This is a genomic window from Rhodanobacter sp. Soil772 (genome assembly GCF_001428385.1).
Taxonomy (GTDB): domain Bacteria; phylum Pseudomonadota; class Gammaproteobacteria; order Xanthomonadales; family Rhodanobacteraceae; genus Rhodanobacter.
The window spans coordinates 1,135,734-1,162,261 of sequence record NZ_LMSK01000001.1 but is presented as its reverse complement, the minus strand read 5'-3'; the positions used below and the strand labels follow the sequence as shown (position 1 = coordinate 1,162,261).

Genomic DNA, 26,528 nt, shown 5'->3' with positions numbered 1-26,528 from the left:
GCGCCGGGTGTCGATGATCCGTGGCGGGGCCGCTCAACCCGGCCGAGTCAGGCGGCCATGCACGGCGTGTTTCACCTGGAACGCGGGCCGCGTGCCGGGGAACAGCCAGAACGGCGTGAGCTCGGAGGACGGGAACATGTTGGGGTAGCGCGCATCCCGTTGCGACGGCCCGGCGATGGTCAGTTCCTGCACCATCGAGATGTACTGGTCGACGGAGTTCTCCAGCGTGTTGCCGTTGATGACTACCTCGGTGCCGATGGCCCTGGCGTATTTCGCCACGCCCCACAGCGTGGAGTGCTGCGGCGCGTAAGCGTCCACGCTGATGCCGTTCTCGCTGATCACCCACAGCCCCTCGTCGGTGTTGACCACGATCGAATGGTTGCCTTCGGTGTGGCCGGGCGTGTGCACCAGGGCGACGCCGTCGCCGAGCATCACGCTGCCGTCGAAGCGGATCGCCTTGTCCGCGTCGATGCCGGCGACGCCGTGCGGGCAATACCAGTCGCGCTGGTACGGGCTGAGATCCTGCGCATTGGCCCATTCGCGCCGGTGCACCAGCAGTTTCGCGTTGGGCAGCATGGCCGGCTGGCCATCGCTGCCCAGCCAGCGGCGCACGTCCTGCGTGTGCAGGTGGTCGTAGGTGATGTAGTCGATGTCGGCGTTGCGCAGGCCGATGCGTGCGAGCACCTCGGGCACGCTGGCGTAGCGGGTGACCAGGCGGTCGACGATGAACTTCGGCGTGCTGTCCTGCAGCCGGCGGAAGAATGGCGTCTCGCCGCCGCGCTCGTGGTCGGACGGCGAAACCAGCAGCGTCTTCAGGCCGTCCGGCGTGTCGTACTGCACCACGAACAGGCGGTTGTGGATGTGCAGGTATTCGTTGAGCCGCTCGGCCGAATAGGCGTTGCGCAGGCCGTAGCGGGCGGGGTAGATCAGCTTGATCAGGTCGAACGATTCGAAGTAGCGCACCTTGGGGCCGGCCAGCATGTGCCGGCGGAAATCGAGTGCGGCGGCGCGGGTGTCCTCGACGCGGGCCTGCTGGCCGGGTGCGTTGCGCGCGCCGTCGAAATGCGTGATCGGATGCATCATGGCTCCTTGCGATAGTTCGGCGACGAGAAGTTGCGCCGGCCACGGGCGCGTGCCTTGTCGAGCTGGCTGAGGAAGAAGCGCGGGAAGGCGTTGCTGATCTTGCCCAGCACCTCGTCGCGGAACGGCAGGAAATATTCCACCGGGCGCTTGCGCAGTACCGGGCCGAGGATCGCCGCGGCCACTTCCTCGGGGCTCAGGGCGCGGGAGCCGGAAAAGGTCAGCGCGGCGTCCTCGTCGCCGCGCTGCTGCTCCAGCATCGCGGTCTTGACCGGGCCGGGGCCGAACAGGGTGACGGCGATGCCGTACGGGCGCAGGTCGCCGGCCGCCGCGATGCTGAAGCCGCGCACCGCGAACTTGCTGGCCGCGTACATCGTGTTGCCCGGCGTGGCGTACAGCGAGGCGACCGAGCCGATGTTGACGATGTGGCCGCGCCGGCGCGGCTTCATCACCGCGGCGACGGCGTTGCTGCCGTAGATCGTGCCGCGCACGTTGACGTCGAGGGTAAGGTCGATGTCCTCGGGTTTCAGCTCGCCGGTCTGGCCGCTGCGCAGCACGCCGGCCACGTTGATCAGCACATCCAGCGCGCCGTTGTCCGACTCCAATCGGGCGACCAGCGCCCTCCAGGCATCGGCCTGGGTCACGTCCAGTACCTCGCACTGCACCGTGGGGTGGTCGCGCCAGCGTGCGCGCAGGGCCTCGCCGTCACGATCGGCGGCGACGACGCGGTGGCCCTGGCTGGCGGCCATCGCGGCAATCGCCGCGCCGATACCGTTGGCGGCGCCGGTGATCAACATCAGCATCATCATTCCCCTCGATTCGATCGACCCCGGTCTGTCGGCACGGGCGGCAACAGCCCTGGCGCGGCTCAAGTCGCGGTGCGCGCCCGGGTGACCCGGCTGGCGGTTTCCTTGTGCAATTGCGCGGCCAGCCAGGCGCCGGTGGCGATCAGCAGGTCGAGGTCGATGCCGGTCTCGATGCCCATGCCGTGCAGCATGTAGACCACGTCTTCGCTGGCCACGTTGCCGGTCGCACCCTTCGCGTACGGGCAGCCGCCGGTGCCGGACACGGCGCTGTCGACCACGCGTACGCCTTCTTCCAGGCAGGCCAGGATGTTCGCCAGCGCCTGGCCGTAAGTGTCGTGGAAGTGCACCGCCAGCGCCGCCATCGGCACTTCCTGCGCAACCGCGTGCAGCATTGCGCGCGCCTTCGCCGGCGTGCCCACGCCGATGGTGTCGCCCAGCGAGATCTCGTGGCAGCCCAGTTCGTGCATCCGGCGCGCCACGCGTACCACGTCGCCGACCGGCACCTCGCCCTGGTACGGGCAGCCGAGCACGGTGGAGACATAGCCGCGTACCTGCACGCCGTCAGCCCGGGCCTGTTCCATCACCGGGATGAAGCGCTCGATCGACTCGTCGATCGAGGCGTTGATGTTCTTGCGGTTGAACGCTTCCGACGCAGCGGTGAACACCGCAATGTCCGTGGCACCGACCTCGCGTGCGCGCTGGTAGCCCTGCAGGTTCGGCACCAGCACCGGGTAGCTCACGCCCGGTACCTTGCGGATGCCGCGGAACACCTCGGCTGCGTCGGCCAGTTGCGGCACCCACTTCGGGCTGACGAAGCTGGTCGCCTCGATCGTCTTGAGGCCGGTGGAGGAGAGCCGGTCGATCAGTGCGATCTTCACCTCGGCCGGCAGCAGGGTCTTCTCGTTCTGCAGGCCGTCGCGGGCGCCGACTTCGACGATGCGGACGTGGTTGGAGGGGTTCATGTCGTGCTCCGTTCAGTCGGCGAAACGCACCAGCACGGCATCCGCTTCGACGAACTCGCCTTGCGTGGCGTTCATGCTTTCGATGGTGCCGGCGCGTGGCGCTTTCAATGCCAGTTCCATCTTCATCGCCTCCATCACCAGCAGTTCCTGGCCTTGTTCGACCACGTTGCCAACCTTTGTCTTGACCAGCACGATGCGGCCGGGCATCGGCGCGATGACCTGATTGCCGCCGGCGGCGTCCTTCGATTCCCACGCGAACGCGACGGCGCGGGTGAAGCGGTAGCGCTGGCCGTTGGCGTCGTGCAGCAGCACGCGTTGGGCGTCGGCGCGCAGCGGCACGCGCAGGGATTCGCCGTCGAAGCGGGCGCTCAGGCTGCCGTCGAGCAGGCGCGCGCCACGTACTTCGCAACGGGCTTCGCCGTGACGCAGCTGGTAGTTGCCGCTGTGGCCGTGCGCTTCGATATCGTGGCGCTGCTCACGCAGGGTCAGCGCGATGATGCGCTTGCCGGCGTGGCCGATGCGCCAGGCATCGGCGCGTGCCCAAGGCGAGTGCGGATCGCTGGCCGCGGCGCCGACGCTTTGTTCGTCGTGCAGCAGGGCGGCGATGGCGGCGGCGAACAGTGCGTGGTTGTCGGGTGTGGCGTCACCGACCAGGAATTCGTCGAGGTGGCGATCCAGGTAGCCGGTGTCGATGCGCCCCTCGACCACCGCCGGGTGCCGCGCCAGCCGTTCGAGGAAGCCGATGTTCGATTTCGGGCCGACGATCTCGCTGGCCGCCAGCGCCTCGCGCAGCCGCTGCAGGGCCTGCGGCCGGTCCTCGTCCCACACGATCAGCTTGGCGATCATCGGGTCGTAGAAGATCGTCACGCTATCGCCTTCGATCACGCCGCCATCGAGGCGCACGTGCGCCGATGGCGCGGGCAGGCGCAGGGTTTGCAGCTTGCCGGAGCCGGGCAGGAAGTTCTGGTCCGGGTCTTCCGCGTACAGGCGCACCTCGATCGCGTGGCCGCGCGAGACCACCTGTTGCTGGGTGAGCGGCAGGGGTTCGCCGTGGGCGATGCGCAACTGCCACTCCACCAGGTCCACGCCGTGGGTGAGCTCGGTGACCGGGTGCTCTACCTGCAGCCGCGTATTCATTTCCATGAAGTGGAAGTCGCCAGCCGGCCCCACGATGAACTCCACCGTGCCTGCGCCCACGTAGCTCACCGCGCGGGCTGCGGCCACGGCAGCTTCGCCCATCGCGGCGCGCTTCTCGGGGGTGAGGAAGGGCGAGGGGGTTTCCTCCAGCACTTTCTGGTAGCGGCGCTGTGCCGAGCATTCGCGCTCGCCGATGTGGATGATGTTGCCGTGGCGGTCGCCGAAGATCTGGAACTCGATATGGCGTGGCTGCTCGATGTAGCGCTCCAGCAACATGCTGGCATCACCGAAGGCGGCCTGCGCCACGCGCTGGGCGGTGGCCAGCGCCTCGGGAAATTCGGCGTCGCTGCGCACGATCTGCATACCCTTGCCACCGCCGCCGGCCGAGGGCTTGATGATGAGCGGGTAGCCGACCTTGTGCGCCTCGCCGGCGAGAAAGGCGTTGTCCTGATTGTCGCCGTCGTAGCCGGGTACCAGCGGCACCGCATGTTTGGCCATCAGATGCTTGGCGGCGGCTTTCGAGCCCATCGCCTCGATGCTCTCGGGATCGGGGCCGATGAACACGATGCCGGCGTCCTGGCAGGCCCGCGAGAAGGCGGTGTTTTCGGACAGGAAGCCGTAGCCGGGGTGGATGGCCTGGGTGCCGCTCTTTTTCGCAGCATCGAGGATGGCCTCGATGCGCAAATAGGATTCGGCCGGCAGCGGCCCGCCGATCGGCCACGCCTCGTCGGCCAGCCGCACGTGCTGCGCGTCGCGGTCGGCTTCCGAATACACCGCGATGGTGTGGATGCCGAGGCGGCGGCAGGTGCGGATCACGCGGCAGGCGATCTCGCCGCGGTTGGCTATCAGTACGCGTTCGAACATGCAGGATCCCTGGAACCGTAAGGAAATCTCGAATAACCAGCTTTTGGGTCGTCATTCCCGCGAAGGCGGGAATCCATTTAGACCTTGCGTAACAGCAATTTGGATTCCCGCCTTCGCGGGAATGACGTCATCGGGGTTTTTCGAGGTTCCCGTTAGTGTTGATGCAAAGCCGTTGAAGTTAGCAGATTGCGGTGTGGCAGCCGATGCCGGCGCCTATTCGCCGTCCCAATAATCAAGTGATTCCGCTTCGCGCCCGAGCACCCGGAATTTGCGCGGCTTGCCGTCCGCGTCACGCAGGTTGTCGTCGAACACGAGGTACTTGCCGGAGTCCGGGTATTCGCAGATGTCCGGCGCTTCGTTGGTGCCGATCGCCAGGTAGCGCAGCTCGACGTCGCCGGTGTTGATGATCTGGTGCGCGGTTTCCGGGCCGCCGGGCGGGCAGGCGATGAGGTCGCCGGCGCGCAGTGGATGGCGCGCATCGCCGTAGCGCAGTTCGCCGCTGCCTTCGAGGATGAAGAACAGCTCTTCTTCCACGCGGTGGTTGTGGAACGGGCAGTTGCGCTTGCCCGGCGCCACCACGGTGAGGTTGTAGCCGAGCTTGCGTGCGCCGATGCGGCTGGCGATCTCGCCCCAGCGGATGTCGTAGCTTGCCGCGTTCTTGCCGGTGGGCGTCATGGCCGGGTCGACCGAGCGCAGTTCGATCTGATCGAGGTTGATGATGGGCCCGCTCATGGCAGGTTCCGGGCGGCGGCGACCCACGCCGGCGCACGCTTGTCGAGGAAGGCGCTCAGGCCATGCTGGCCTTCCGGCGACACGCGCAGGCGGGCGATCAGTTCGGCGTTGGCGCTGTCGATGCGCTCGGCCTGCACCGGGTCGACGCCGCCGATGCGCAAGGCCAGCTGTTTCGCTTCGCGCTGGGCCAGCGGGCCGGCCTTGGCCAGCAGATACAACTGGCGCTCGATCGCTTCGTCCAGCTCGCTGGCGGATACCACCGCATGCAGCAGGCCGATGCGTGCCGCGGTGGCGGCATCGAACACCTCGCCGGTGATGAACAGCCGGCGCGCCTCGCGCAGGCCGATCGCGGCGATCACGTACGGCGAGATCACTGCCGGCACCAGGCCCAGCTTCACTTCCGACAGCGCGAACTTGGCGGTGTCCACGCCGATCGCGATGTCGCAGCAGGCGACCAGGCCCACGCCGCCACCGTAGGCGGCGCCGCTGACGCGGGCGATGGTCGGCTTGGACAGGAACTGCAGGCTGCGCATCAGCCGCGCCAGCCGCAGCGAATCCTCGCGGTTTTCCTGCTCGCTGGCGCTGGCCATGCCGCGCATCCAGTTGAGGTCGGCGCCGGCCGAGAAGCAGCTGCCGTTGCCGCTCAGCACCACGGCGCGCACGGCCGGGTCGGCGTCGGCGACCGCCAGCGCGTCGGTGAGCGCGGCGATCAGCGTGTCATCGAACGCGTTGTGGATCTGCGGGCGGTTCAGGGTGAGCCAGGCGACCGTGCCGCGGCGCTCGCTCAGGATGGAGTCGGTCATCGGTGATCCCGTTGGCAAATGACACGATGATAAACCGGGCGTGGTGCAGCGGGCCGAGTGTAGGTCTACAATGCGAACTATTCTTATTTGAGAATCCAGCCTGTGCGTCTGTCCGATTTGCCCAAGGGTGCACCTGCCGTGGTCGACCGCGTCGATGACGCGCACGCGGCCGACCCGATCGCGCAGCGCCTGCGCGACCTGGGCTTCGTCGATGGCGAGCCGGTGCGCGTGGTGGCGGTGGGGCCGATGGGCGGCGATCCGTTGCTGATCCAGATCGGTTTCACCCGCTTTGCCTTGCGTCGCGCCGAGGCGGCCCGGATCAGCGTGCGGGCCGGGGTGGCGGCATGAGCGCCTCGACCCTGCGCATCGCCCTGGTCGGCAACCCGAACTGCGGCAAGACGGCGCTGTTCAACCAGCTCACCGGCGGCCGGCAGAAGGTGGCGAACTACGCCGGCGTCACGGTGGAGCGCAAGGAAGGCCGCTTCACCGCGCCGTCGGGTCGCGTCCTGCAGATCCTCGACTTGCCGGGCGCCTACAGCCTCGACGCGAACAGCCCGGACGAGCAGATCACCCACGATGTCTGCGCCGGCAACTACCCGGGCGAGGCGCCGCCGGATTTGATCGTCTGCGTCGCCGACGCGACCAATCTGCGCCTGCACCTGCGTTTCGTGCTGGAAGTGCAGCGGCTGGGCCGGCCGGTGGTGCTGGCGCTGAACATGATGGACACCGCACGCCAGCGCGGCATCGTCATCGACGTGCCGGAGCTGCAGCGGCGGCTGGGCCTGCCGGTGGTGGAAACCGTCGCGGTGAAGCGCGGCGGTGCGCGGGGACTGATCGAGCGGGTCGACGGCGAAGTGCCGCCAGCGGCGCCGGCGCAGGTGGGCGACGCGGCCGGCCGCGCCGACCTGCATGCACAGGTGCGTGAATTGCTGACGGCAACGGTAACGATGCCGCGCACCACCGCGGAACTCGACGATGCGCTGGACCGCTGGACCCTACATCCGGTGTTCGGGCTGGCCATCCTGGCGGTGGTGATGTTCCTGGTGTTCCAGGCGGTGTACTCGATCGGCAAGCCGATGACCGACGCGATCGCCGATGGCTTCGACTGGATGGGCGGGCATGCCGCCACGCTGATGCCGGCCGGGCCGCTGCAGAGCCTGGTCACCGACGGCCTGTTCGGCGGCCTCGGCACGGTACTGGGCTTCCTGCCGGAAATCCTGGTGCTGTTTTTGTTCATCATCGTGCTGGAGGAATCCGGCTACCTGCCGCGCGCCGCGTTCCTGCTCGACCGGCTGATGCTGTCGGTAGGGTTGACCGGGCGCTCGTTCATTCCGCTGCTGTCGAGCTTCGCCTGTGCGATCCCCGGCATCATGGGCACGCGCAGCATCACCGACCCGCGCGACCGGCTGACCACGATTCTGATCGCGCCGCTGATGACCTGTTCGGCGCGGCTGCCGGTGTATGCGCTGCTGATCGGTGCCTTCATCCCGATCCACTACGTGTTCGGCGTGTTCAACCTGCAGGGCGTGGTGCTGTTCGCGCTGTATCTGGCCGGCATCCTCGGCGCGATGCTGGTGGGCTGGGTGATGAAACACATCCGCCGCGACAAGAGCGAGCACGCGCTGATGATGGAGCTGCCGTCGTACCGCATGCCCAAGCTGCGCGACGTGGCGATCGGCCTGTACGAGCGCGGCATGATCTTTCTGAAGCGGCTGACCGGCGTGATCCTCGGCCTGACCGTGCTGATGTGGTTTCTGTCGACTTTCCCGGGCGCGCCGGAGGGGGCGACCCAGCCGGCGATCGAGTACAGCTTCGCCGGCTACATCGGCCGCGCGCTGCAGTATGTGTTCGCGCCGATCGGCTTCAACTGGCAGATCAGCCTGGCGCTGATCCCGGCGTTTGCCGCGCGCGAGACTGCGGTGGCCGCGCTGGCTACCGTCTATTTGGTCGGTGGCGAAGCGGCCGGCGGGCTGGGCCATGCGCTGGCCGGGCAGATCCCGCTGGCCAGCGCGCTGTCGCTGCTGGTGTGGTTTGCGTACGCGCCGCAGTGCATGTCCACCTTGGCGATCATCAAGCGCGAGACCGATTCCTGGCGCAACGTGGCGATCTCGTTCAGCTACATGTTCGTGATGGCCTACGCCGCATCGTTCATCGTCTACCAGGTGGCGAGGATGCTGACATGAGTGCCGGCCTGCTGGTGCAGTACGTGGTGGTCGGCCTGATCGTGCTGGCCAGTGTGCTGATCGTGTTCCGCAAGCTGGCGCCGAAACTCACCAACCGCTGGCTGGCCGCCGCGTCGATCCGCTTCAACCAGCCCGGCCGCAACTCGCTGGCGCGGGCTCTGGGGCGTCGCCTGCAGCCGAAGGAAGCCACCGGCGATTGCAGCGATGGCTGCAGCACCTGCGGCGCCTGCGGGCCGAAGCCGCCGGCGGCGGCGCGGACGAGCAAGCCGATGCCGCTGGAGTTTCGTTCGCGGCAGTGACGCCATCCGGTGTCGTGTGGGGCGGGCATGAAAAAGCCGGCTTGCGCCGGCTCTTCGTCAACTCGAATCGCGCCCCGGCTTACGCCAGTTCGCGGATTTTCGCGTTGAGGCGGCTCTTGTGGCGGGCGGCCTTGTTCTTGTGGATCAGGCCGCGGGCGGCGTAACGATCCATCACCGGCTGGGCAGCGGCGAACGCGGCGACGGCGGCAGCCTTGTCCTTGGCCTCGACGGCCTTGACGACCTTCTTCAGGGCGGTGCGGACCATGGAGCGGGCGCTGATGTTGCGCAGACGGCGCTGTTCGGACTGGCGCGCGCGCTTCTTCGCGGACTTGATGTTGGCCAAGGTAGAACTCCGGAATGCAGGGTTGAGGGTGGAAAAAGACGCCAATTATGCGGTCGATTCGCCGATGCGTCAATCATTTAGGCGGCCACGCCGAGGGCCGGCATGGGCACGTGGCGGCCGTCGTGCCGCTATTCTGCCATATCCGCGCTGTCATCCTGCCCGCGTGGGCTGTCAAACTACGCGCCCCGCGTGATCGACGCCGAAGGTAACGAACCGCCACATGAAGTCCCCCAGCATGCTCCGCGGGCTGCTCTCGTTCAGCAGCATGACGATGGTTTCGCGGGTGCTCGGCCTGGTGCGCGACATGTCGATCAACGCGGCGTTCGGCGCCAACAGCGCCACCGACGCGTTCTGGGTGGCGTTCCGCATCCCCAACTTCATGCGCCGGCTGTTTGCCGAGGGCTCGTTCTCCACCGCCTTCGTGCCGGTTTTCACGGAAGTGAAGGAAAAAGGCACGCATGCGCAGCTGAAGGACCTGATGTCGCGGGTATCGGGCACGCTGGGCGGCGTGCTGCTGCTGATCACCGCGTTGGGGATCATCTTCGCGCCGCAGGTGACCGTGCTGTTCTCGCCCGGCGCGATCGACGAGCCGCAGAAGTTCGAGCTGACCGTCGAGCTGCTGCGGCTGACCTTCCCGTTCCTGCTGTTCGTGTCGCTGACCGCGCTGTCCGGCGGCGCGCTGAACAGTTTCCATCGCTTCGGCCTGCCGGCGCTGACGCCGGTGATCCTCAACCTGTGCATGATCGCCGGCGCGCTGTGGCTGTCGAAGCGGCTGCAGACGCCGATCATGGCGATGGGCTGGGCGATCCTGGCGGCCGGCATCCTGCAGCTGCTGTTCCAGTTGCCGGCGCTGCGCGGGCTGGACCTGCTGACCCTGCCGCGCTGGGGCTGGAGCCACCCGGAGGTGCGCCGGATCATGCGGCTGATGGTGCCGACCCTGTTCGGCTCGTCGGTGGCGCAGATCAACCTGCTGTTCGATACGGTGATCGCCTCGCTGCTGGTGGTCGGCTCGCAGAGCTGGCTGTCGCAGGCGGATCGTTTCCTGGAACTGCCGCTGGGCGTGTTCGGCGTGGCGCTGGGCACGGTGATCCTGCCGTCACTGTCGCGTCATCACGTCACCACCGACACCGCCGGTTTCTCGCGCGCGCTGGACTGGGGCCTGCGCGTCACCCTGCTGATCGCGGTGCCGGCGATGTTCGCGCTGATGCTGCTGGCCGGGCCGCTAGTGGCCACGCTGTTCCAGCATGGCCACTGGACCGCGCACGACACCGCCATGGCGACGCTGTCGATCACCGCGCTGAGCTTCGGCCTGCCCGCATTCGCGCTGGTGAAGGTGTTGCTGCCGGCGTTCTACGCACGCCAGGACACGCGCACGCCGGTGCGTGCGGCGGTGGCTTCGCTGCTCACCAACATGCTGCTGAACGTGGTGTTCCTGGCGCTGCTGTTCGAGCTGTGGGCGCCGGTCGAGCTGAAGCGGCTGGCGTGGCTGGACGGCCTGGCCCGGCTGCCCGGCCTGCACATGGCGCTCGGCATGGCCAGCGCAGTGGCCGCCTACGTGAACCTGTGGCTGCTGTGGCACTGGTTGAAGAAGGCCGGCGTCTACCAGCGCCAGCCGGGCTGGTCGCGGCATCTGCTGCGGCTGGCCGCGGCCTGCGCGGTGATGGTGGCGGTGTTGTTGCTGGGCCGCTGGCTGTGGCCGAACTGGACCCACGGAGTGCCGGTGCTGACCCGGCTGTGGCATCTGACCGTGCTGGTGCTGACCGGCGGGGCCAGCTATGTCGCCGTGCTGTTTGCCGGCGGCTTCCGTCTGCGCGACCTGCGCGGTGCGTGAACCCGCCGGAGGCTCTTATCGCGGGCAGCCGGGCCGTTATACTCACGCGATGATGAGACTTTCCAGGGATGTCGCAGGCCCCTGCCTGGCGCCGCGCGGCAGCGTCATCGCGGTCGGCGCGTTCGACGGCTTGCACCGCGGCCACCAAGCCTTGCTGGCGCAGGTGCGCGAGCGCGCGCAGGCGCTTGGCTGCAGCCCGGTGGTGGTGAGCTTCGAGCCGCTGCCACGTGCGTTCTTCTCGCCCGCGCCGGTGCCGCGGCTGTCCAGCGTGCGCGAGAAGCTGCGCGGTTTTGCCGCCGCCGGCATGCAGCACACCTTGCTGTTGCGCTTCAACAAGGCGCTGACTGCGATGTCGGCCGAGGCGTTCGTGCAGCGCGTGCTGGTCGAACGGCTGGCCGCGCGCGAAGTGTGGGTGGGCGGCGATTTCCGCTTCGGCCACAAGCGCGGCGGCGACATGGCGCTGCTGGAGCGGATGGGCGCGCAGCTCGGCTTCACCGCCTGCAGCATGCCGATGGTGCAGCTCGACGACACCCGCGTCTCGGCCAGCCGGGTGCGCGCCTTGCTCGCGGCGGGTGGGTTTGCCGGCGCGGAGTCGCTGCTGGGCCGGCCGTTCGTGATCGAAGGCAAGGTGGAGTACGGCAACCAGCTCGGCCGCACGCTGGGTTATCCCACCGCCAACATCCACCTGTCGCAGCGGGTCAGCCCGATCCAGGGCATCTTCGCGGTGCGCGTGGGGCTGGGCGAGGGCGAGTGCAGCTGGCCGGGCGTGGCCAGCCTCGGCGTGCGCCCCACCGTGAACGAGGTCGCCGAGCCGCTGCTGGAAGTGCACCTGTTCGACTTCGAAGGCGACCTGTACGGCCAGCGCATGGCGGTGCAGTTCGTCGCCAAGCTGCGCGACGAGCAGAAATTCGACGGGCTGGAACCGCTCAAGGCGCAAATGGCGCTGGACTCGCGCCAGGCGCGCGAGCTGCTGGGCATGAACCCGCGACTGGCCGAGGCGTGAGGACACGGGCATTACGGCACGGGTCGAAATCGACTAACTTTCCCTTCTTTGCCTGCCATCATCTGGCGGGCGGCAACACCTCAGTGACGGCATCCACGCAATGACCCACGATTACAAAAGCACGATCAACCTGCCGCAGACGGCGTTCCCCATGCGCGGCGATTTGCCGAAGCGTGAGCCGGGCTGGCTGGCGGAGTGGGCGCGGGTCGATCGCTACGCGCAGATCCAGCAGAAGACCGCCGATCGCGACAGCGTGTTCGTGCTGCACGACGGTCCGCCGTACGCGAACGGCCCGATCCACATCGGCCACGCGGTGAACAAGATCCTCAAGGACATGGTGGTCAAGTCCAAGCTGCTGGCCGGCCATCGCGCGCCGTACGTGCCGGGCTGGGACTGCCACGGGCTGCCGATCGAGATCGCGGTGGAGAAGAAATTCGGCAAGCCGGGCGACAAGCTCGACGCCGCCGCGTTCCGGCAGAAGTGCCGCGAGTACGCGACCGAGCAGGTCGATACCCAGCGCGCCGACTTCAAGCGGCTCGGCGTGCTCGGCGACTGGGACCACCCGTATCGCTCGATGGATTTCCACTTCGAGGCCGACATGCTGCGCGCACTGGCGCGCATCGTTTCCAACGGCCACGTGGTGCGCGGCGCCAAGCCGGTGTACTGGTGCTTCGACTGCGCCTCGGCGCTGGCCGAGGCGGAGATCGAATACGGCGACAAGGTTTCGCCCGCGGTCGACGTGGCGTACGACGCGGTCGAGCCGAACGCGCTGCTGGCAAAGTTTGGCGTGGACGCCGGCGACGCCATCGCTGCCATCCCGATCTGGACCACCACGCCGTGGACCTTGCCGGAAAGCCAGGCGGTGTCGCTCGGCGCCGATCTGGAATACGCGTTGATCGAAGGCCCGTCGCGCGACGGCAAGCGCGTGCTGCTGGTTGTCGCCAGCGCACTGGTCGACAAGGCGGCGCAGCGTTACGGCATCGGGCAGGCGACCGTGTTGGGCCATGTCGAAGGCAAGGCACTGGAAGGCCTGCAACTGCACCATCCGTTCTACCCGCGCGAAGTGCCGGTGATCCTCGGCGAGCACGTCAGCGCCGAGGACGGCACCGGCGCGGTGCATACCTCGCCCGACCACGGCGTCGAGGATTTCGTGGTGGCGCGCGAATACGGCATCGGCCTGCTCAACTACATCGAGCCGCGCGGCACCTATCGTGCCGACACGCCGGTCGCCGATTCGCTCGCGTTGGGCGGCATGCATATCTGGAAGGCGAACGACGCCATCGTCGACCTGCTGCGCCAGCGCGGCGTACTGCTGGCGTTTGCGAAGATCGAGCACAGCTACCCGAACTGCTGGCGGCACAAGACGCCGGTGATCTACCGCACCACGCCGCAGTGGTTCATCTCGATGGAGCAGCAGGCACTGCGCGAGACCGCACTCACCTCGATCAAGTCCGTGCATTGGGTACCGAGCTGGGGTGAAGAGCGCATCGCCGGCATGGTCGCCGGCCGTCCGGACTGGTGCATCTCGCGCCAGCGCACCTGGGGCGTGCCGATCGCGCTGTTCGTGCACAAGGCCACGCAGGAGCCGCACCCGGATTCCGTGGCGCTGCTGGAGCAGGTCGCGAAAAAAGTGGAGCAGGGCGGCATCGACGCGTGGTTCACGCTGGATGCGGCCGAACTGCTCGGCGCCGATGCGAACGACTACGAGAAAGTCACCGACGTACTCGACGTCTGGTTCGATTCCGGCGTGACGCATTTCGCGGTGATCGGCCAGCGCCAGGAACTGCAGCAGGGCACGGCGTCGCACTACAAGGTGATGTACCTGGAAGGCTCCGACCAGCACCGCGGCTGGTTCCAGTCGTCGCTGCTGACCTCGGCGGCGATCCACGGCCGCGCGCCCTACGACGAAGTGCTCACCCACGGTTTTGCGGTGGACGCGAACGGCCGCAAGATGTCCAAGTCGCTGGGCAACGTGGTGGCGCCGCAGAAGGTGATGGATACCCTGGGCGCGGACGTGCTGCGGCTGTGGGTGGCCTCGGCCGACTACCGCAACGAGATGACCGTCTCCGACGAGATCCTCAAGCGGGTCTCCGACACCTACCGGCGCATCCGCAACACCGCGAAGTTCCTGCTCGGCAACCTGGACGGCTTCGATCCGGCCAAGCATCTGGTCCCGGTGGAAGACAGCCTGTTGCTGGACCAGTGGGCGGTGCAGCAGGCGTACGACGTGCAGCAGGCGGTCACCGCCGCGTACGAGCGCTACGACTATCCCGAAGTGGTGGCGCGCATCCAGAACTTCTGCACCAACGAACTGGGCGCGCTGTACCTGGACATCACCAAGGACCGGCTCTACACCATGCCGACCGACAGCCGCGGCCGGCGCAGCGCGCAAGGCGCGATGTACCGCATCGCCGAAGCGCTGGTGCGCTGGCTGGCGCCGATCCTCAGCTTCACCGCCGAGGAAATCTGGCAGGCCATGCCGGGCGAGCGCGGCGACAGCGTGCTGTTCGAAACCTGGTACGACGGCCTGGCCGCCACCCAGGCTTCGCCGGAGCAGCGGCGTTACTGGGCCGACCTGCTGGCGATTCGCGACAGCGTTTCGCGCGTGCTCGAAGGCATGCGCAAGGCCGAGCAGATCGGCGCGGCGCTGGAAGCGAAGCTGGTGGTTCATGCCGACGCTGCGGTCCAGTCGCGTTACGTTGAAGTCGCCGACGAATTGCGCTTCTTCTTCATCACCTCCGACTTCACCCTGGCACCATCGACGTCGCGCGCGGACGATGCGGTGAAGGTGGAGCTGGACGGTGTTGAAGCCTGGGTCTGCGCCGACGTCAGCAGCGCCGCCAAGTGCGTGCGCTGCTGGCACCGCCGCGACGACGTGGGCAGCCACCCGGAGCACCCGGAGCTGTGCAGCCGCTGTGTGGAGAACGTGGCGGGGCGGGGCGAGACGCGCCGCTGGTTCTAGGCTTCGAAAAAAATACCCGTTCGCCCTGAGCGTAGGCCCGCAGGGCCAAAGTCGAAGGGCCTGCCGCGCGCAAGGCCCTTCGACTTCGCTGCGCTACGCTCAGGGCGAACGGTCTGGATACTCCGCTCAGGATAGGCCCCATGCACCCCAAACCCAACGCTCTCTCCTGGCTCTGGCTCTCCGCCGCCGTCATCGTGCTCGACCAGCTCAGCAAGTGGTGGGCAGTGCATGCGCTGCAGCCGATGGGCGTGCCGCATCCGGTGATCCCCGGTTTCCTGAACTGGACGCTGGCGTTCAACAGCGGCGCCGCATTCAGTTTCCTGGCCAGTGGTGCCGGCTGGCAGCGCTGGTTCTTCGTGCTGCTGGCGCTGGCGATCAGCGCGGTGCTGGTGACGTGGCTGGCGCGCACGTCGCGGCGCGACTGGCGCACCAGCCTGCCGCTGGCGCTGATCGTGGGCGGCGCCATCGGCAACCTGATCGACCGCCTGCACGCGGCCCAGGTCACCGATTTCATCCACGTGTACTTTCGCCAGTGGAATTACCCGGTGTTCAACATCGCCGACTGCGGCATCACCGTGGGCGCCGTGATGCTGATCGCGTTCGGCCTGTTCACCGGCAAGCCCGGGGACGGCGTGCGATAATCGCAACCTTCGTAGGAGCCCGCTCGCGGGCGATGCGTTTATCGCCGCATCAGAAGATGCATCGCCCGCGAGCGGCCTCCTACAGAGTTCTGAATCGAGGTCAGCTTGGATATTTTGCTCGCCAACCCCCGCGGCTTCTGCGCCGGTGTCGATCGCGCCATCGCCATCGTCGAGCGCGCGCTGGAGTCGTACGGTGCGCCGATCTACGTACGGCACGAGGTGGTGCACAACCGCTACGTGGTCGACAAGCTGCGTGCCAACGGCGCGGTGTTCGTCGAGGAACTGCACGAGGTGCCCGACGGCGCCACCGTGATCTTCAGCGCCCACGGCGTGTCGCAGGCGGTGCGCGAGGAAGCCGGACAGCGCCACCTCAAGGTGTTCGACGCCACCTGTCCGCTGGTCACCAAGGTGCACATGGAAGTGGCGCGGCTGGGCCGCATCGGCCGCAGCGTGGTGCTGGTCGGCCACGCCGGCCATCCGGAAGTCGAGGGCACGATGGGGCAGTGGAACCCGGCCAACAGCGGCGAGATCCTGCTGGTCGAATCGCTGGAAAACGTCGCCACACTGGCGCCGGCCTTCCCGCACGAACTGTCCTACGTCACCCAGACCACGCTGTCGGTGGACGACACCAAGGCGATCATCGAGGCGTTGCGTGCCAGGTTCCCCGACATCGAGGGGCCGCGCAAGGACGACATCTGCTACGCCACGCAGAATCGCCAGGACGCCGTGCGCCGACTCGCCGACGCGGTCGACCTGATGCTGGTGGTCGGCTCGGTCAACAGCTCCAACTCCAACCGCCTGCGCGAGCTGGCCGAGAAGCAGGGCGTGCGCTCGTTCCTGATCGACAGTGCCGAACACATCGAGCGCAGCTGGCTCGACGGCGTCAAGCGCATCGGCCTCACCGCCGGCGCCTCCGCGCCGGAGAAACTGGTACGCGACGTGATCGCCCGCCTGCAGTCGTGGGGTGCCGGCGACGTGCGCGAACTGGACGGCAAGCCGGAGAACATCACCTTCGCCCTGCCGAAGGAACTGCGCGTGGTCGGCAGCAACGGTTCCGCCAGTCTGTAACCCGGATTTGCAGGGCGGGCAGTGTCCACCGCTCTTCATCATCTCGCAGCAAAGGCCGGCGGGCAGTGCCCGCCATGCGAAGCTGTGTGTTGTCGGCGCAACAGAAAGCCCCGGAGAGCGTGGCTTTCCGGGGCTTCGGGTGTTGCATGAACTGGTGCCGGAAATAGGAATCGAACCTACGACCTACGCATTACGAATGCGCCGCTCTACCAACTGAGCTATTCCGGCAAAGAGCCGAGGATTTTACGGGGCGCACCGCGATGGCGCAAGCGACGGTTGTGGCGCCGGCAAGGCCAGGCGGCCATGAAACGGTGGCGCCGGACCCGCAGGGCGTCGTTGCCGGGCCGTGATCCTGCAAGCGGGTCGTGCATACTTCAGGTTTTTCAAGGCGAGGCCGATAACGAGACGATGGCCTGCGCCGTCCGGACATGGAGAGCCTGTATCGACTTTCTTGGGGGGCGTGTTGTCCGGACTATTTCGTGGTTTGCCAGGTTTGCTGGTGTTGCTGTTGGCGGCGACGCCGTGTGCGCATGCCGAACCGGCAGCGCAGGCATCGGTGCGCGACACGGCAGCGTTCGACCAGCTCATCCGGCAATTGGACAACGGCGACGTAGCCCTCAACACCCGGGCGTCCGTCGACCACACCCTCGATCGCCTGCGTGCCCTGCTGCCGCCTGATGACGCCTATCGGCAGCGCCGGTACGGGTACATGTACTGCTTCCTGGCGTTCGACAACGACGCCAACGGCGGTTACGCCTATGCAGGCAGCGGCATCGAACAGGCCCGCCAGGCGGGCGACCTGGAGGCGGAGGCCAACTTCCAGATTTGCCGTGGCCTTTACCAGGGCCGGGTTACCACGGAGCGCGACGCGCTGCCGGCTTACGAGGAGGGCATCCGGATTGCCCGGCGTCTGGAAAACGCTCGCCTGATCGCCGATGGGCTGACCTGGCGCGGCAGTGCCCAGTCGCTGCTGGGCGAGCAGGCGAAGGCCCTGTTCGATTTCCTGGAAGCGCAGCGCCTCTATGAAGTGGCGGGCAACACGACGGCCGCGCAGTCCAATCTCATCAGCATCGCCACCATCTACCGGCGATTGGCGGAGTACGACAAGGCTGGCGAGTACTTGCGGCAGTCGATGGTCTTTGCGCAGCGCAAGCAGGATAAGCAGGAACAGATGGTGGTCAACCTGCAGCTGGGGTTTCTGGCGACCGAGCGGGGCGATGCCGCGGCCGCCGTTGCGCCCCTGCAGCAGGCGCTGGCGTTGGCGCGTGAAACCGGTTCGCGGCAAAGCGTGGGATCTGCCCTGCTGGCATTGGCGGAGAGCAGCAATGCCCGGCACCAGTACGCCGAGGCACTGCGGTATCTGGAGCGCGCCGCCGGGGAATTTCAGGCCGTCTCGGACAAGTCCAACACCGACATGCTGGCCCTGCAGTTGGCCGAAGCCCACGCGGGTCTGGGTCAGCGCGAGCTGGCTGCGCGCGAGTTCGACGTTGCCGAGGCGAACGTCAGGCACAGCAACAACATGCGTTACCTGGCCGAGCTGTACGAGGAGCGCTCGAAGAACCAGGAGGCGTTGGGCAAGCCTGCGGCCGCACTGGCCGATCTCAGGCTCAAGATGAAGGCCGATGCCGCGCTGGCGCGCATGGCCAAGACCCAGATCACCACGCTGATGAGCTATCAGTTCGACACCGAGCGGCGCGAGCTGGAGAACCGCAAGCTGGCCGCCGACAAGGCGCTCAAGGAGCAGCAACTGGCCGCGCTGGAGCGCGTCCGCAGCTGGCAGCGCCTGGCCATCCTGCTTGCCGGCGTGCTGCTGTTGCTGATGCTCTGGCTGGCGTGGCGGCAATGGCGCCAGAGCCGTCGCCTGCACCGGCTGGCACTCACCGATCCGCTGACCGGCATCTCCAACCGACGCCACATCGAACACGTGCTGCGCATGGCCGTCGACGAGGCCCGTCGTGCCCATCGCGGGCTGGCCGTGATCATGCTCGACATCGACCACTTCAAGCGCGTCAACGACAACCATGGCCACCCGGCCGGCGATCAGGTGCTGGAGCAGATCGTCAACGCCTGCCAGGGTGCGCTGCGCCAGTTCGATCGGCTCGGTCGCATGGGCGGCGAGGAGTTCCTGGTGGTGCTGCCCGACACCGATCTCGACGGTGGCTTGCAGGTGGCCGAGCGCCTGCGCGCTTGCGTGGCTGCCGCGCGGCCGACGGTCGCCGACGTCGAACTGCAACTCTCGATCAGCCTCGGTGTCGCCCAACTGGAGCCTGCCGATACGGGGGCGACCTCCCTGGTGCGGCGCGCCGACGCGGCGCTGTACCACGCCAAGGACAACGGCAGGAACCGGGTCGAGGCGGCTCCGTAGCGATCCGGGAATGGTCGTGATGCGACCGCAGCCGTCCCGGTCGGCCGCGCGTGAACCCGATCACCTTTTCCGCGCCGCCATCAGCCGCTTGTCGGGCAATTGCTACCGCTGGTCGGCTGGAGGCTGGCCGGGGCAGGAGCGATAGGTACAGTGACTGCAGGGGTATCAGGGAGAATTCCATGCAAGTCTTGTCGCGTCAGCGAGGCGTCTCGCTGATCGAAGTGCGCAGGCCGGGGAATACCGGCGGTCGCTCGCCGAAGTGCGGATCGGTACGCGTTGCGGCGCGGCGGCACGAGCGCGGCTTCACCCTGGTCGAGCTGATGATCACCATGGCCGTGGCCCTGGTGCTGATCATGATCGCGGTGCCGAGCTTCAAGAGCCTCACGCTTTCCAACAAGCTCAACACCGCCGCCAACGACATCATCAACGCGATCCACGTGGCGCGGATGGAAGCCGTCAAGCGCAACGCGAATGCCCAGCTATGCAGCAACTCGGCCAGCGTCAACACCACGACCGACGATCTGGGTAAAGCGTGCACCACGCAGACGGGTGCGGTCTACGCGTTGGCCGGTGCCACGCCTTCCCAGGTACTGACGGGCACGGTCGGCATTACGGGGGCCGTGCAGCTGTCCGGCAACGTGAAGGCGATCCGTTTCGGCGGGCAGGGGCTGGGGCAGGCTGTCGGTGTTGCCGGCCCTTATTCCGGCACGGTCGCGGATATCTGCACCAGTCAGATGAGCACCAACAATCATCGCGTGATCACGATGACGGCCGGCTCGATCCTCGTGTCCACCTCCAGTTCGGGAGCCTGCCCATGATGAACTTTCCTGTTTCGGCCGCGTCGCGGGCTGGTGCGCACCGGGCTGCGCGGCAAGTCGTCTGCTTGCGCGCCCAGTCCGGCGTCGGACTGATCGAGGTGCTGGTGGCCGTGCTGGTGCTGTCCATCGCCTTCCTCGGCATCGCCGCGCTGCAGGCCATGTCGCTTTCCACCAACAACAGCGCGATGGCGCGCAGCATGGTCACGGTCGCCAGCTACTCGATCCTGGATGCGATGCGGGCGGATATCGGTGGTGCCCGCAACGGCGACTACAACACGTCCACGCCGATTGCGGCCAGCGCCTGCCCCGCGGCGGGTGGTTCCCTGGCCAGCGTCCAGCTCAACCAGTGGTGCAGCCAGGGGCTCGGCAACAAGAGCCTGGGCGCAGTTGCCAGCACCACCGGCAGCATCGCCTGCACGGCCGTCGGCACGGCCAGCGCCGACTGCACCGTCACCATCACGTTCGACGACAGCAGGGCGGGCGCAGGCGGCACCAGCCAACAGCAAGTCGTCACCAGGGCCATGCTATGAGCAGTCATTCCATGATCAGCCGTGGCGCAGCCCGGCGCATGCCCACGTCGGCGAAGCCGCCGGCGGGTTTCACCCTGATCGAGCTGATGATCGCGATGCTGCTGGGTCTGATCGTGATCGCCGGCGTGGCCAGCGTGTTCCTGGCCAACCAGCGCACCTACCGCACCAATCAGGCGCTCGGCGACGTGCAAGACAGTTCGCGTATCGCGTTCGAGCTGATGGCGCGCGACATCCGCAATGCAGGGCTCAATCCCTGCAACAACGGTGACCGTATGGCCAACGTGCTCAACAACAGCGGCACCGACTGGTGGGCCAACTGGGCCAATGCCTTGCGCGGGTATAGCGGCAATCAGGGTGATCCGGCGACGGGAAGCGTCTTCGGTACCGGCGTGGGCCAGCGGGTCATCAATACCGATTCGCTGCAGGTGCTTGGCGCCATCGACGCAGGCCTGAGCGTGGCGGAAGACAAGGAACCGGCGGCGAACTTCAAGCTCAACGACAAGACCACCGATCTGCAATCCGGCGACATCGTCATCGTGTGCGATCCCGACCATGCGGTGATGGTGCAGATCAGCAACTACAACAACAGCACCGTCACCTTCGTGCACAACACCGGCAATACGGTCACGCCGGGCAACTGCTCGAAGGGTTTGGGCTACCCCAGTGATTGCAGCAGCACCAACGGCAATCTCTACCAGTTCGGCAACAATTCGCAGATCGCCAAGCTGGGTGCCGCCGACTGGTACATCGGCAACAACCCGGTCAAGGGCCGTTCCCTGTATCGGGTCGCGATAGCTACCGCCGTTTCGGAAAACGTAGGCCTTGGCCCGGCGCAGGAAATGGTGCGCGACGTCACCGGCATGGCCATCAACTATCACGCGAAGGGCAGCGCCGCGTTCGTGCCCGCCAGTTCGATCGCCAACTGGGCCGTGGTCGATGCCGTGCAAGTCACCTTGACGCTGCAGAGCGCCGACCAGCGCGCCGGCACCGACGCCAAGCCGCTGACACGCACCTTCACCGCGACCACCACCGTGCGCAACCGGGTGAACTGACATGAACCGTGCTTCTGCATCCTCGCTCATGTTCGCGACGCAATCGTGCTGCCGAGGCGGTTTTCCACGGTCCCGCCGTGCCGGTCAGCGTGGCGTGGCGCTGGTGGTGGCGCTGATCCTGCTGGTGGTGATCACGCTGGTCGGGCTGGCCGCCGTGCGTGGCACCATCATGCAGCAGAAGATGGCAAACAACCTGTATGACCGACAGGTCGCCTTCCAGAATGCCGAGGCGGCCATGCGCGCGGCCGCCGCCCTGGTTTCCACCAACCCCGGCATCATCGCCCGCAACTGCCAGGCCGCCAGCGTGGTGTGCCTGGGCAATCCGTTCACCGATCCCCAATTCCCGACCGGCAAGATCCAGACGGTGGCTACCGGTACCGCGGCGGGGCAGTTCAAGGTCGGCAGTGTCGCCACCGGCCAGCCGCAGTACGTGGTGGAGAACATGGGCAACTGGGTGGATACCACCTCCAGCACCGGCTTCAACCAGAGCGCCAACTCGCAGAACTACGGCGCGCAGGGAACATCCACCACGGCGGTGTACTACCGCATCACCGCGCGCAGCGGCGACCCCGCCGTGGTCGGCGACCGTGCCGTGGTGATGCTGCAGGCGATGATCAAGCAGCGTTGATCGGCAAGCACAGACAAACAGACAGATCGCATGGGACGACCCATGCCGCACCATCCAGGAGCGGAACCGCCATGAACATCATCTCCCGCCTGCATCGCAAGCCCGGCCGCTTTCTCAGCAGGGTGCTGTCGGCCGGCTTGTCCGTGTGGATGCTGGGTGTTGCCTTCTCGCCTGCCTTGGCCACTGTTCCCGTCGACCAGGCGCCGCTGATCATCCAGAAACCACTGCCGCCCAACATCGTGCTGATGCTGGACGATTCGGGGTCGATGGCGTGGGACTTCATGCCGGATGCCGGCTACCTGGCCGGCAACCTTACGGCACGCGACGAGAACTGGAGCAAGAGTACGTACGAGAGCGCCGATGCGTTGCGCAGTTCAGATGTCAACGGTACCTATTACAACCCGGGCGTCACCTATGCGCCACCATTGAAAGCCGACGGTTCCAGTTATCCAACGCCGACGACACTGAACGCCGCCTACAGCGACCCGTTCAGCAGCACGAGCACAACGGTGGATTTGACGCGGCACCTGTCGCCGTGGATGTGTGACTACAACAACTACAACAGATCGCAATCCGGCCAATATCCTTGCCCGAATTCGCTGTACTACGCCTTCCCCTACTACACGGCGTTTCCGGCAGGCAGCACCACTTATGCGCCAAGCCTGTCGTGCCCTTACGGCGGGAGTGTGCAAGGCGGCTTCTGCAAATCTTCGTATTACGGGTATTACGTCCCGACGGCCAGCTGCAAGTCCGGCACGAACGACAGCTACAACGCAGGCACGGGTTGGTGCGAGACCGGCAACACCACCTACACCTACCTATTCACCTACGCCATGCCGGGCAGCACGGCGGGCACCTATGTGCGGCGTTATGTGGGCCAGTCGTCCACGGATTGCGCGGTGGCGCCTGCGGGCACCTGTGTCTACGACGCGGCGACACAGCAGAACGTCGCCACCTGGTTCTCCTATTACCGCAAGCGCATCCTGATGGCCAAGAGCGGCCTGATGAATTCGTTTACCTCCATCGACCCCATGTTCCGAGTCGGCTTCGGTTCGATCAACGGCAATAACGACGCCAACTTGCCGACACCGAACGACAAGTACGGCAGCAACGATAACTACATAGCGAAGGTCCTGCCCTTTGGCGATGGATCGGCCGGTACCCAGAAAGCCAATTTCTGGAATTGGATTGCCGGAAGCAGTGCCAATAACGGCACACCCTTGCGCAGGTCCCTGGATGCCGTCGGCAAGTACTACCAGACGAACCAGCCTTGGCAGACATCGTCGGCCGACACGACCGAACTGGCTTGCCGGCAGTCGTATACCATCCTGACCACGGATGGTTTCTGGAATGGTGATACGCCAAGCAATATCGGCAATGTGGACAACACCAGTGCGACGTTGAGCGGCAGCAATAATCAAACCTATACCTACACGCCTGCCGCGCCGTATTCGGACAGCACGTCGGACACGCTTGCCGACGTGGCGATGAAATACTGGGTGACCGACTTGCGCAGCAGTGCGCCCAACGAGGTGCCGACCAGCACGGAAGACCCGGCTTTCTGGCAGCACATGACCACGTTCACTCTGGGCATGGGCTTCGCGCCGACCGGCATCTCGCCTGCGGGCACGACGGTCAAGCAGATTTTCGACTGGACCAATGGCGGCACGGCCGTTCCCAATTTCAGCTGGCCGCAGCCGGCATCCAACTCCATCAACAATATCGCCGATCTTGCGCACGCTGCCGTCGACGGCCATGGCGGCTTCTATTCCGCCACCAGCCCCGAGGCGTTCGCCAGCGGCATGAAGGATGCGCTGAAGCGCGCCTCCGAACGCGTGGGTACCGGCGCCAGCCTGGCGGCCAATTCCACCCAGTTGAAAACCGGCACGGTGGCGTACCAGGCCAACTACTACACCGCCAAGTGGAAGGGCGACCTGAAAGCCTTGGCGGTGGACCCCAACACCGGGGCAATCGCCGCGACGCCGACGTGGACTGCGGCAGGCTCGCTGCCGGCGGCGACCAGCCGGAACATCTGGACTTACAACGCCACGGCAACGGGGAGCAATCCGAAGTATGTCGCGTTCAAGAACAGCACCAGCACCACGCCGCCGGTGCTGTCATCTCCACAACTCGATGCGCTGGGTAGCACCGCTGCTGCCCGGGCGAACATGGTCAACTACCTGCGCGGCGATGCTGCGCAGGAGCAGAAGAACGGCGGCGGTTTCCGCAACCGCGACACGCCGCTGGGCGACATCGTCGACTCGCAGCCGATCTATGTGGGTTCACCCGATCCGAACCTGTTCGCCAACCAGACGTTCACGGGATCCTCGACGTACTTGGAATTTGCCAGCGGCAAGACCAGCAGTAATGGAACCTTCACGGCCAGTCCCGCTTCTACGCGTGCCGGGCTGATCTATGTCGCCGCCAATGACGGGATGCTGCACGGGTTCAACGCCGCCACCGGCGCGGAGGCGTTCGCCTATATTCCCGCAGCAGTGATCACTGCCGGCGGCATTGCCAGTGGGCTGAGCCAGCTGTCGAATCCCGACTACGGTTCGACAACGAGCGCGCCGCACCAGTATTTCAACGACGGCGAGCTGACGGTGGCGGATGTCTACATGGGCAGCGCGTGGAAAACCGTGCTGGTGGGCACTACCGGTCGCGGCCTGGCCAAGGCGGTCTATGCTCTCGACATCACCGATCCGGCAGCAATCAAGTTTCTGTGGGAGCGCTCCGCTGCCGACGGCAAGACCAACAGCAACTACATCGGTCAGATGTCCGGCAAGCCGGTGATTGCGCAGACGGCGGACAGTACCTGGTCGGTATTGATAGGCAACGGCTACAACAGCGCAGCAGGCGTGTCGGCCTTGTTGCAGTTCGATCTCGGCACCGGCTCGCTCGACGTGCATGCGACCACTGATACGACTGCCGACAGCGGCCTTGCCGCTCCGGGCGTGTGGATGGACCCGGCGGGCACCGGCGTCAGCACGCTGGCCTATGCCGGCGACCTGCGCGGCAACGTGTGGTCGTTCACGCTCAACACGGGCAGCAGTACGACCACCGCCACGCCGAGCAGCACCGGCAGCCTGCTGTTCGTGGCCAAGGACGGCAGCGGCAACTTGCAGCCGATCACCGGCGGCATGCTGGTGGGCAAGGATCCGGCGAACGGCAACACCTGGGTGTTCTTCGGCACCGGCCAGTACCTGAGCACGACCGACCTCGCCAATACGGCCACCCAGAGCTGGTACGGCCTGATCGTGCAGACCACCAATGCCACCAACAGTCCGGTGATCGCCTCCACCATGACCCGCACCGACAACCTCGTGCAGCGCGCCATCGTGGCGGAAACTGCTGGCGACCCCAGCGCGACGCCGCCGGTGTCGCCGGCGCGGGCGGTGACGCCCACGCCGACCTCGTCCGACATGACGGGCAAGTCGGGTTGGTATATGGATCTGCTGTCGCCGACCGGCACGGGCGGCGCCCTCGTGGCCCAGGGCGAGCGGATCGTGACCTCCAACCAGTTCCAGGGCAACCTGCTGCTGGGCACCACGCGGATTCCGCAGGCCGCCGACGTGTGCAACCCGTCCGGCAGCGGTTGGATCATGGCGATCAACCCGTTCACCGGCACCAACCCGTCCGACAACTTCTTCGACGTCAACGGCGACGGCATGGTGAACGCATCCGACACGGTCAGCGTGGGCGGCAAGAGTTATCCGGCGGCCGGCATCGGCTTCAGTTCGCTGCCCAACAACCCGATCTTCGTGGGCGGCAGCATGCTGGTGAGCTTCGACAACGGTTCGAACAGCAGCATCACTACATCGGGCTCGACCGGCAGCATCCAGCGGGTCTCGTGGCGCGAACTGATCAGCCAGTAAAGGAATGGAACGATGAAACGATTCTCACCGGTTGAAAGTGGCGCGATGGCGGCCATGCGCATGCGCCGCAGCGCCGGCTTCACCCTGATCGAGTTGATGATCGTGGTGGCGGTCATCGCGATCCTGGCTGCGATCGCCTTGCCCACGTACACCAACTACATCACCAAGACCAAGCGCGTGGCGGCGGAGGGCTGCCTGTCGGAGCACGCTAACTACATGGAGCGCTACTACACCACCAACCTCAGCTACAAAGCGGCGACATTGCCGGGGTTGGATTGCGCCAGCCCCCAGCGCACCGGCGCCAACTACAGCTACGACTTGCCGTCCTCATCGCTGAGCGTGTCGAAGTACAAGCTGACGGCCACGCCGACCGGTGCGCAGCTGACCCGTGACGCCAAGTGCGGCACGCTCTCGCTCGACCAGACCGGCAAGCGTGATGTCACTGGTTCCGCTGGTGTGGCTGGTTGCTGGTGATGCCGTGAGGTCTTCTGCGCGGGGTTGGCGGAAGATCAGAGCGATCCCACCCCAGCCCTCCCTACGGCCGAA

Annotated in this window: 22 protein-coding genes and 1 tRNA gene; 15 read left to right on the top strand and 8 right to left on the bottom strand. The window is 66.5% G+C overall.

What is annotated here, in order from left to right; genetic code table 11:
- Positions 1–33: 33 nt before the first annotated feature.
- From ASG75_RS05415 to ASG75_RS05390, 6 genes are all read right to left on the bottom strand, one after another.
- The gene (locus ASG75_RS05415; protein ID WP_082547520.1) at positions 34–1,080 is read right to left on the bottom strand and encodes a hypothetical protein; all 1,047 of its coding nucleotides are present in this window, start codon (positions 1,078–1,080) and stop codon (positions 34–36) included.
- Positions 1,080–1,886 carry an SDR family oxidoreductase gene (locus ASG75_RS05410; RefSeq protein WP_162253090.1) on the bottom strand — a complete coding sequence of 269 codons (807 nt, stop codon included), beginning with the start codon at positions 1,884–1,886 and terminating at the stop codon, positions 1,080–1,082. Before ASG75_RS05410 ends, ASG75_RS05415 begins: the two co-directional genes overlap by 1 nt.
- Before the next feature lie 62 nt (positions 1,887–1,948).
- Positions 1,949–2,848, bottom strand: coding sequence for a hydroxymethylglutaryl-CoA lyase (locus tag ASG75_RS05405; protein ID WP_056386398.1), 900 nt, complete (start codon positions 2,846–2,848; stop codon positions 1,949–1,951).
- 12 nt (positions 2,849–2,860) lie between these two features.
- Complete coding sequence (locus ASG75_RS05400; protein WP_056386396.1) at positions 2,861–4,849, bottom strand: acetyl/propionyl/methylcrotonyl-CoA carboxylase subunit alpha; 1,989 nt, start codon at positions 4,847–4,849, stop codon at positions 2,861–2,863.
- Between the two features lie 213 nt (positions 4,850–5,062).
- A complete protein-coding gene (locus ASG75_RS05395) occupies positions 5,063–5,581 on the bottom strand; it encodes a cupin domain-containing protein (RefSeq protein WP_056387053.1) in 519 nt (172 codons plus the stop codon).
- The gene (locus ASG75_RS05390) at positions 5,578–6,384 is read right to left on the bottom strand and encodes an enoyl-CoA hydratase/isomerase family protein (RefSeq protein ID WP_056386394.1); all 807 of its coding nucleotides are present in this window, start codon (positions 6,382–6,384) and stop codon (positions 5,578–5,580) included. Before ASG75_RS05390 ends, ASG75_RS05395 begins: the two co-directional genes overlap by 4 nt.
- A gap of 102 nt (positions 6,385–6,486) precedes the next feature.
- On the opposite strand from ASG75_RS05390, the gene ASG75_RS05385 reads away from it, so the two are divergent.
- The 3 genes from ASG75_RS05385 to ASG75_RS05375 are packed head-to-tail and all read left to right on the top strand — an operon-like array spanning position 6,487 to position 8,866.
- Positions 6,487–6,732, top strand: a complete 246-nt coding sequence (locus ASG75_RS05385) for a FeoA family protein (protein ID WP_056386392.1) — start codon at positions 6,487–6,489, stop codon at positions 6,730–6,732.
- Positions 6,729–8,567 (top strand): ferrous iron transporter B, encoded by a 1,839-nt coding sequence (locus ASG75_RS05380; RefSeq protein WP_056386390.1) that lies wholly within the window; start codon positions 6,729–6,731, stop codon positions 8,565–8,567. Before ASG75_RS05385 ends, ASG75_RS05380 begins: the two co-directional genes overlap by 4 nt.
- Entirely contained in the window at positions 8,564–8,866 is a 303-nt protein-coding gene (locus tag ASG75_RS05375) for a DUF6587 family protein (RefSeq protein WP_056386388.1), read from the top strand. The genes ASG75_RS05380 and ASG75_RS05375 overlap by 4 nt, the downstream gene beginning before the upstream one ends.
- Before the next feature lie 79 nt (positions 8,867–8,945).
- Here ASG75_RS05375 and rpsT read toward each other — a convergent pair whose 3' ends face one another.
- Positions 8,946–9,209, bottom strand: coding sequence for a 30S ribosomal protein S20 (gene rpsT / locus ASG75_RS05370; RefSeq protein WP_008435251.1), 264 nt, complete (start codon positions 9,207–9,209; stop codon positions 8,946–8,948).
- A 220-nt stretch (positions 9,210–9,429) separates the two neighbouring features.
- On the opposite strand from rpsT, the gene murJ reads away from it, so the two are divergent.
- The 5 genes from murJ (at position 9,430) to ispH (ending at position 16,714) form a co-directional block, all read left to right on the top strand.
- Positions 9,430–11,040, top strand: a complete 1,611-nt coding sequence (murJ, locus tag ASG75_RS05365; RefSeq protein ID WP_056386385.1) for a murein biosynthesis integral membrane protein MurJ — start codon at positions 9,430–9,432, stop codon at positions 11,038–11,040.
- A 49-nt stretch (positions 11,041–11,089) separates the two neighbouring features.
- On the top strand, positions 11,090–12,043 hold the full coding sequence (locus ASG75_RS05360; protein WP_056386383.1) for a bifunctional riboflavin kinase/FAD synthetase: 954 nt from the start codon (positions 11,090–11,092) through the stop codon (positions 12,041–12,043).
- A gap of 100 nt (positions 12,044–12,143) precedes the next feature.
- The gene (gene ileS, locus ASG75_RS05355; RefSeq protein ID WP_056386380.1) at positions 12,144–15,005 is read left to right on the top strand and encodes an isoleucine--tRNA ligase; all 2,862 of its coding nucleotides are present in this window, start codon (positions 12,144–12,146) and stop codon (positions 15,003–15,005) included.
- A gap of 140 nt (positions 15,006–15,145) precedes the next feature.
- Positions 15,146–15,646 carry a signal peptidase II gene (gene lspA / locus ASG75_RS05350; RefSeq protein ID WP_056386378.1) on the top strand — a complete coding sequence of 167 codons (501 nt, stop codon included), beginning with the start codon at positions 15,146–15,148 and terminating at the stop codon, positions 15,644–15,646.
- A gap of 105 nt (positions 15,647–15,751) precedes the next feature.
- Positions 15,752–16,714 carry a 4-hydroxy-3-methylbut-2-enyl diphosphate reductase gene (gene ispH, locus ASG75_RS05345; RefSeq protein ID WP_056386377.1) on the top strand — a complete coding sequence of 321 codons (963 nt, stop codon included), beginning with the start codon at positions 15,752–15,754 and terminating at the stop codon, positions 16,712–16,714.
- Between the two features lie 152 nt (positions 16,715–16,866).
- Here the strand turns inward: ispH and ASG75_RS05340 are convergent.
- Positions 16,867–16,942, bottom strand: a tRNA-Thr gene (locus ASG75_RS05340).
- A gap of 271 nt (positions 16,943–17,213) precedes the next feature.
- On the opposite strand from ASG75_RS05340, the gene ASG75_RS05335 reads away from it, so the two are divergent.
- The 7 genes from ASG75_RS05335 (at position 17,214) to ASG75_RS05305 (ending at position 26,456) form a co-directional block, all read left to right on the top strand.
- Positions 17,214–19,079, top strand: a complete 1,866-nt coding sequence (locus ASG75_RS05335) for a GGDEF domain-containing protein (RefSeq protein WP_235580147.1) — start codon at positions 17,214–17,216, stop codon at positions 19,077–19,079.
- 179 nt (positions 19,080–19,258) lie between these two features.
- Positions 19,259–19,897, top strand: a complete 639-nt coding sequence (locus ASG75_RS05330) for a GspH/FimT family pseudopilin (RefSeq protein ID WP_056386374.1) — start codon at positions 19,259–19,261, stop codon at positions 19,895–19,897.
- Positions 19,894–20,427 carry a type IV pilus modification protein PilV gene (pilV, locus tag ASG75_RS05325; RefSeq protein WP_082547497.1) on the top strand — a complete coding sequence of 178 codons (534 nt, stop codon included), beginning with the start codon at positions 19,894–19,896 and terminating at the stop codon, positions 20,425–20,427. Before ASG75_RS05330 ends, pilV begins: the two co-directional genes overlap by 4 nt.
- A gap of 11 nt (positions 20,428–20,438) precedes the next feature.
- Positions 20,439–21,479 (top strand): prepilin-type N-terminal cleavage/methylation domain-containing protein, encoded by a 1,041-nt coding sequence (locus ASG75_RS05320; protein WP_157616897.1) that lies wholly within the window; start codon positions 20,439–20,441, stop codon positions 21,477–21,479.
- Between the two features lie 94 nt (positions 21,480–21,573).
- Complete coding sequence (locus tag ASG75_RS05315) at positions 21,574–22,107, top strand: PilX N-terminal domain-containing pilus assembly protein (RefSeq protein ID WP_056386373.1); 534 nt, start codon at positions 21,574–21,576, stop codon at positions 22,105–22,107.
- Positions 22,108–22,178: 71 nt separating this feature from the next.
- Positions 22,179–25,982 carry a PilC/PilY family type IV pilus protein gene (locus tag ASG75_RS05310; protein ID WP_056386371.1) on the top strand — a complete coding sequence of 1,268 codons (3,804 nt, stop codon included), beginning with the start codon at positions 22,179–22,181 and terminating at the stop codon, positions 25,980–25,982.
- 12 nt (positions 25,983–25,994) lie between these two features.
- Positions 25,995–26,456 carry a type IV pilin protein gene (locus ASG75_RS05305; RefSeq protein ID WP_082547495.1) on the top strand — a complete coding sequence of 154 codons (462 nt, stop codon included), beginning with the start codon at positions 25,995–25,997 and terminating at the stop codon, positions 26,454–26,456.
- Positions 26,457–26,528: the final 72 nt, after the last annotated feature.

Bases quoted from the DNA above. Each gene is read 5' to 3' on its own strand.
- ASG75_RS05330 (WP_056386374.1), top strand. From the start codon at position 19,259: ATGCAAGTCTTGTCGCGTCAGCGAGGCGTCTCGCTGATCGAAGTGCGC.
- ASG75_RS05390 (WP_056386394.1), bottom strand. From the start codon at position 6,384: ATGACCGACTCCATCCTGAGCGAGCGCCGCGGCACGGTCGCCTGGCTC.
- ASG75_RS05395 (WP_056387053.1), bottom strand. From the start codon at position 5,581: ATGAGCGGGCCCATCATCAACCTCGATCAGATCGAACTGCGCTCGGTC.
- ASG75_RS05380 (WP_056386390.1), top strand. From the start codon at position 6,729: ATGAGCGCCTCGACCCTGCGCATCGCCCTGGTCGGCAACCCGAACTGC.
- ASG75_RS05310 (WP_056386371.1), top strand. From the start codon at position 22,179: ATGAACATCATCTCCCGCCTGCATCGCAAGCCCGGCCGCTTTCTCAGC.
- ASG75_RS05400 (WP_056386396.1), bottom strand. From the start codon at position 4,849: ATGTTCGAACGCGTACTGATAGCCAACCGCGGCGAGATCGCCTGCCGC.
- lspA (WP_056386378.1), top strand. From the start codon at position 15,146: ATGCACCCCAAACCCAACGCTCTCTCCTGGCTCTGGCTCTCCGCCGCC.
- ASG75_RS05360 (WP_056386383.1), top strand. From the start codon at position 11,090: ATGATGAGACTTTCCAGGGATGTCGCAGGCCCCTGCCTGGCGCCGCGC.
- ASG75_RS05320 (WP_157616897.1), top strand. From the start codon at position 20,439: ATGATCAGCCGTGGCGCAGCCCGGCGCATGCCCACGTCGGCGAAGCCG.
- ileS (WP_056386380.1), top strand. From the start codon at position 12,144: ATGACCCACGATTACAAAAGCACGATCAACCTGCCGCAGACGGCGTTC.
- murJ (WP_056386385.1), top strand. From the start codon at position 9,430: ATGAAGTCCCCCAGCATGCTCCGCGGGCTGCTCTCGTTCAGCAGCATG.
- ASG75_RS05405 (WP_056386398.1), bottom strand. From the start codon at position 2,848: ATGAACCCCTCCAACCACGTCCGCATCGTCGAAGTCGGCGCCCGCGAC.
- ASG75_RS05305 (WP_082547495.1), top strand. From the start codon at position 25,995: ATGAAACGATTCTCACCGGTTGAAAGTGGCGCGATGGCGGCCATGCGC.
- pilV (WP_082547497.1), top strand. From the start codon at position 19,894: ATGATGAACTTTCCTGTTTCGGCCGCGTCGCGGGCTGGTGCGCACCGG.
- ASG75_RS05375 (WP_056386388.1), top strand. From the start codon at position 8,564: ATGAGTGCCGGCCTGCTGGTGCAGTACGTGGTGGTCGGCCTGATCGTG.
- ASG75_RS05415 (WP_082547520.1), bottom strand. From the start codon at position 1,080: ATGCATCCGATCACGCATTTCGACGGCGCGCGCAACGCACCCGGCCAG.
- ASG75_RS05410 (WP_162253090.1), bottom strand. From the start codon at position 1,886: ATGATGCTGATGTTGATCACCGGCGCCGCCAACGGTATCGGCGCGGCG.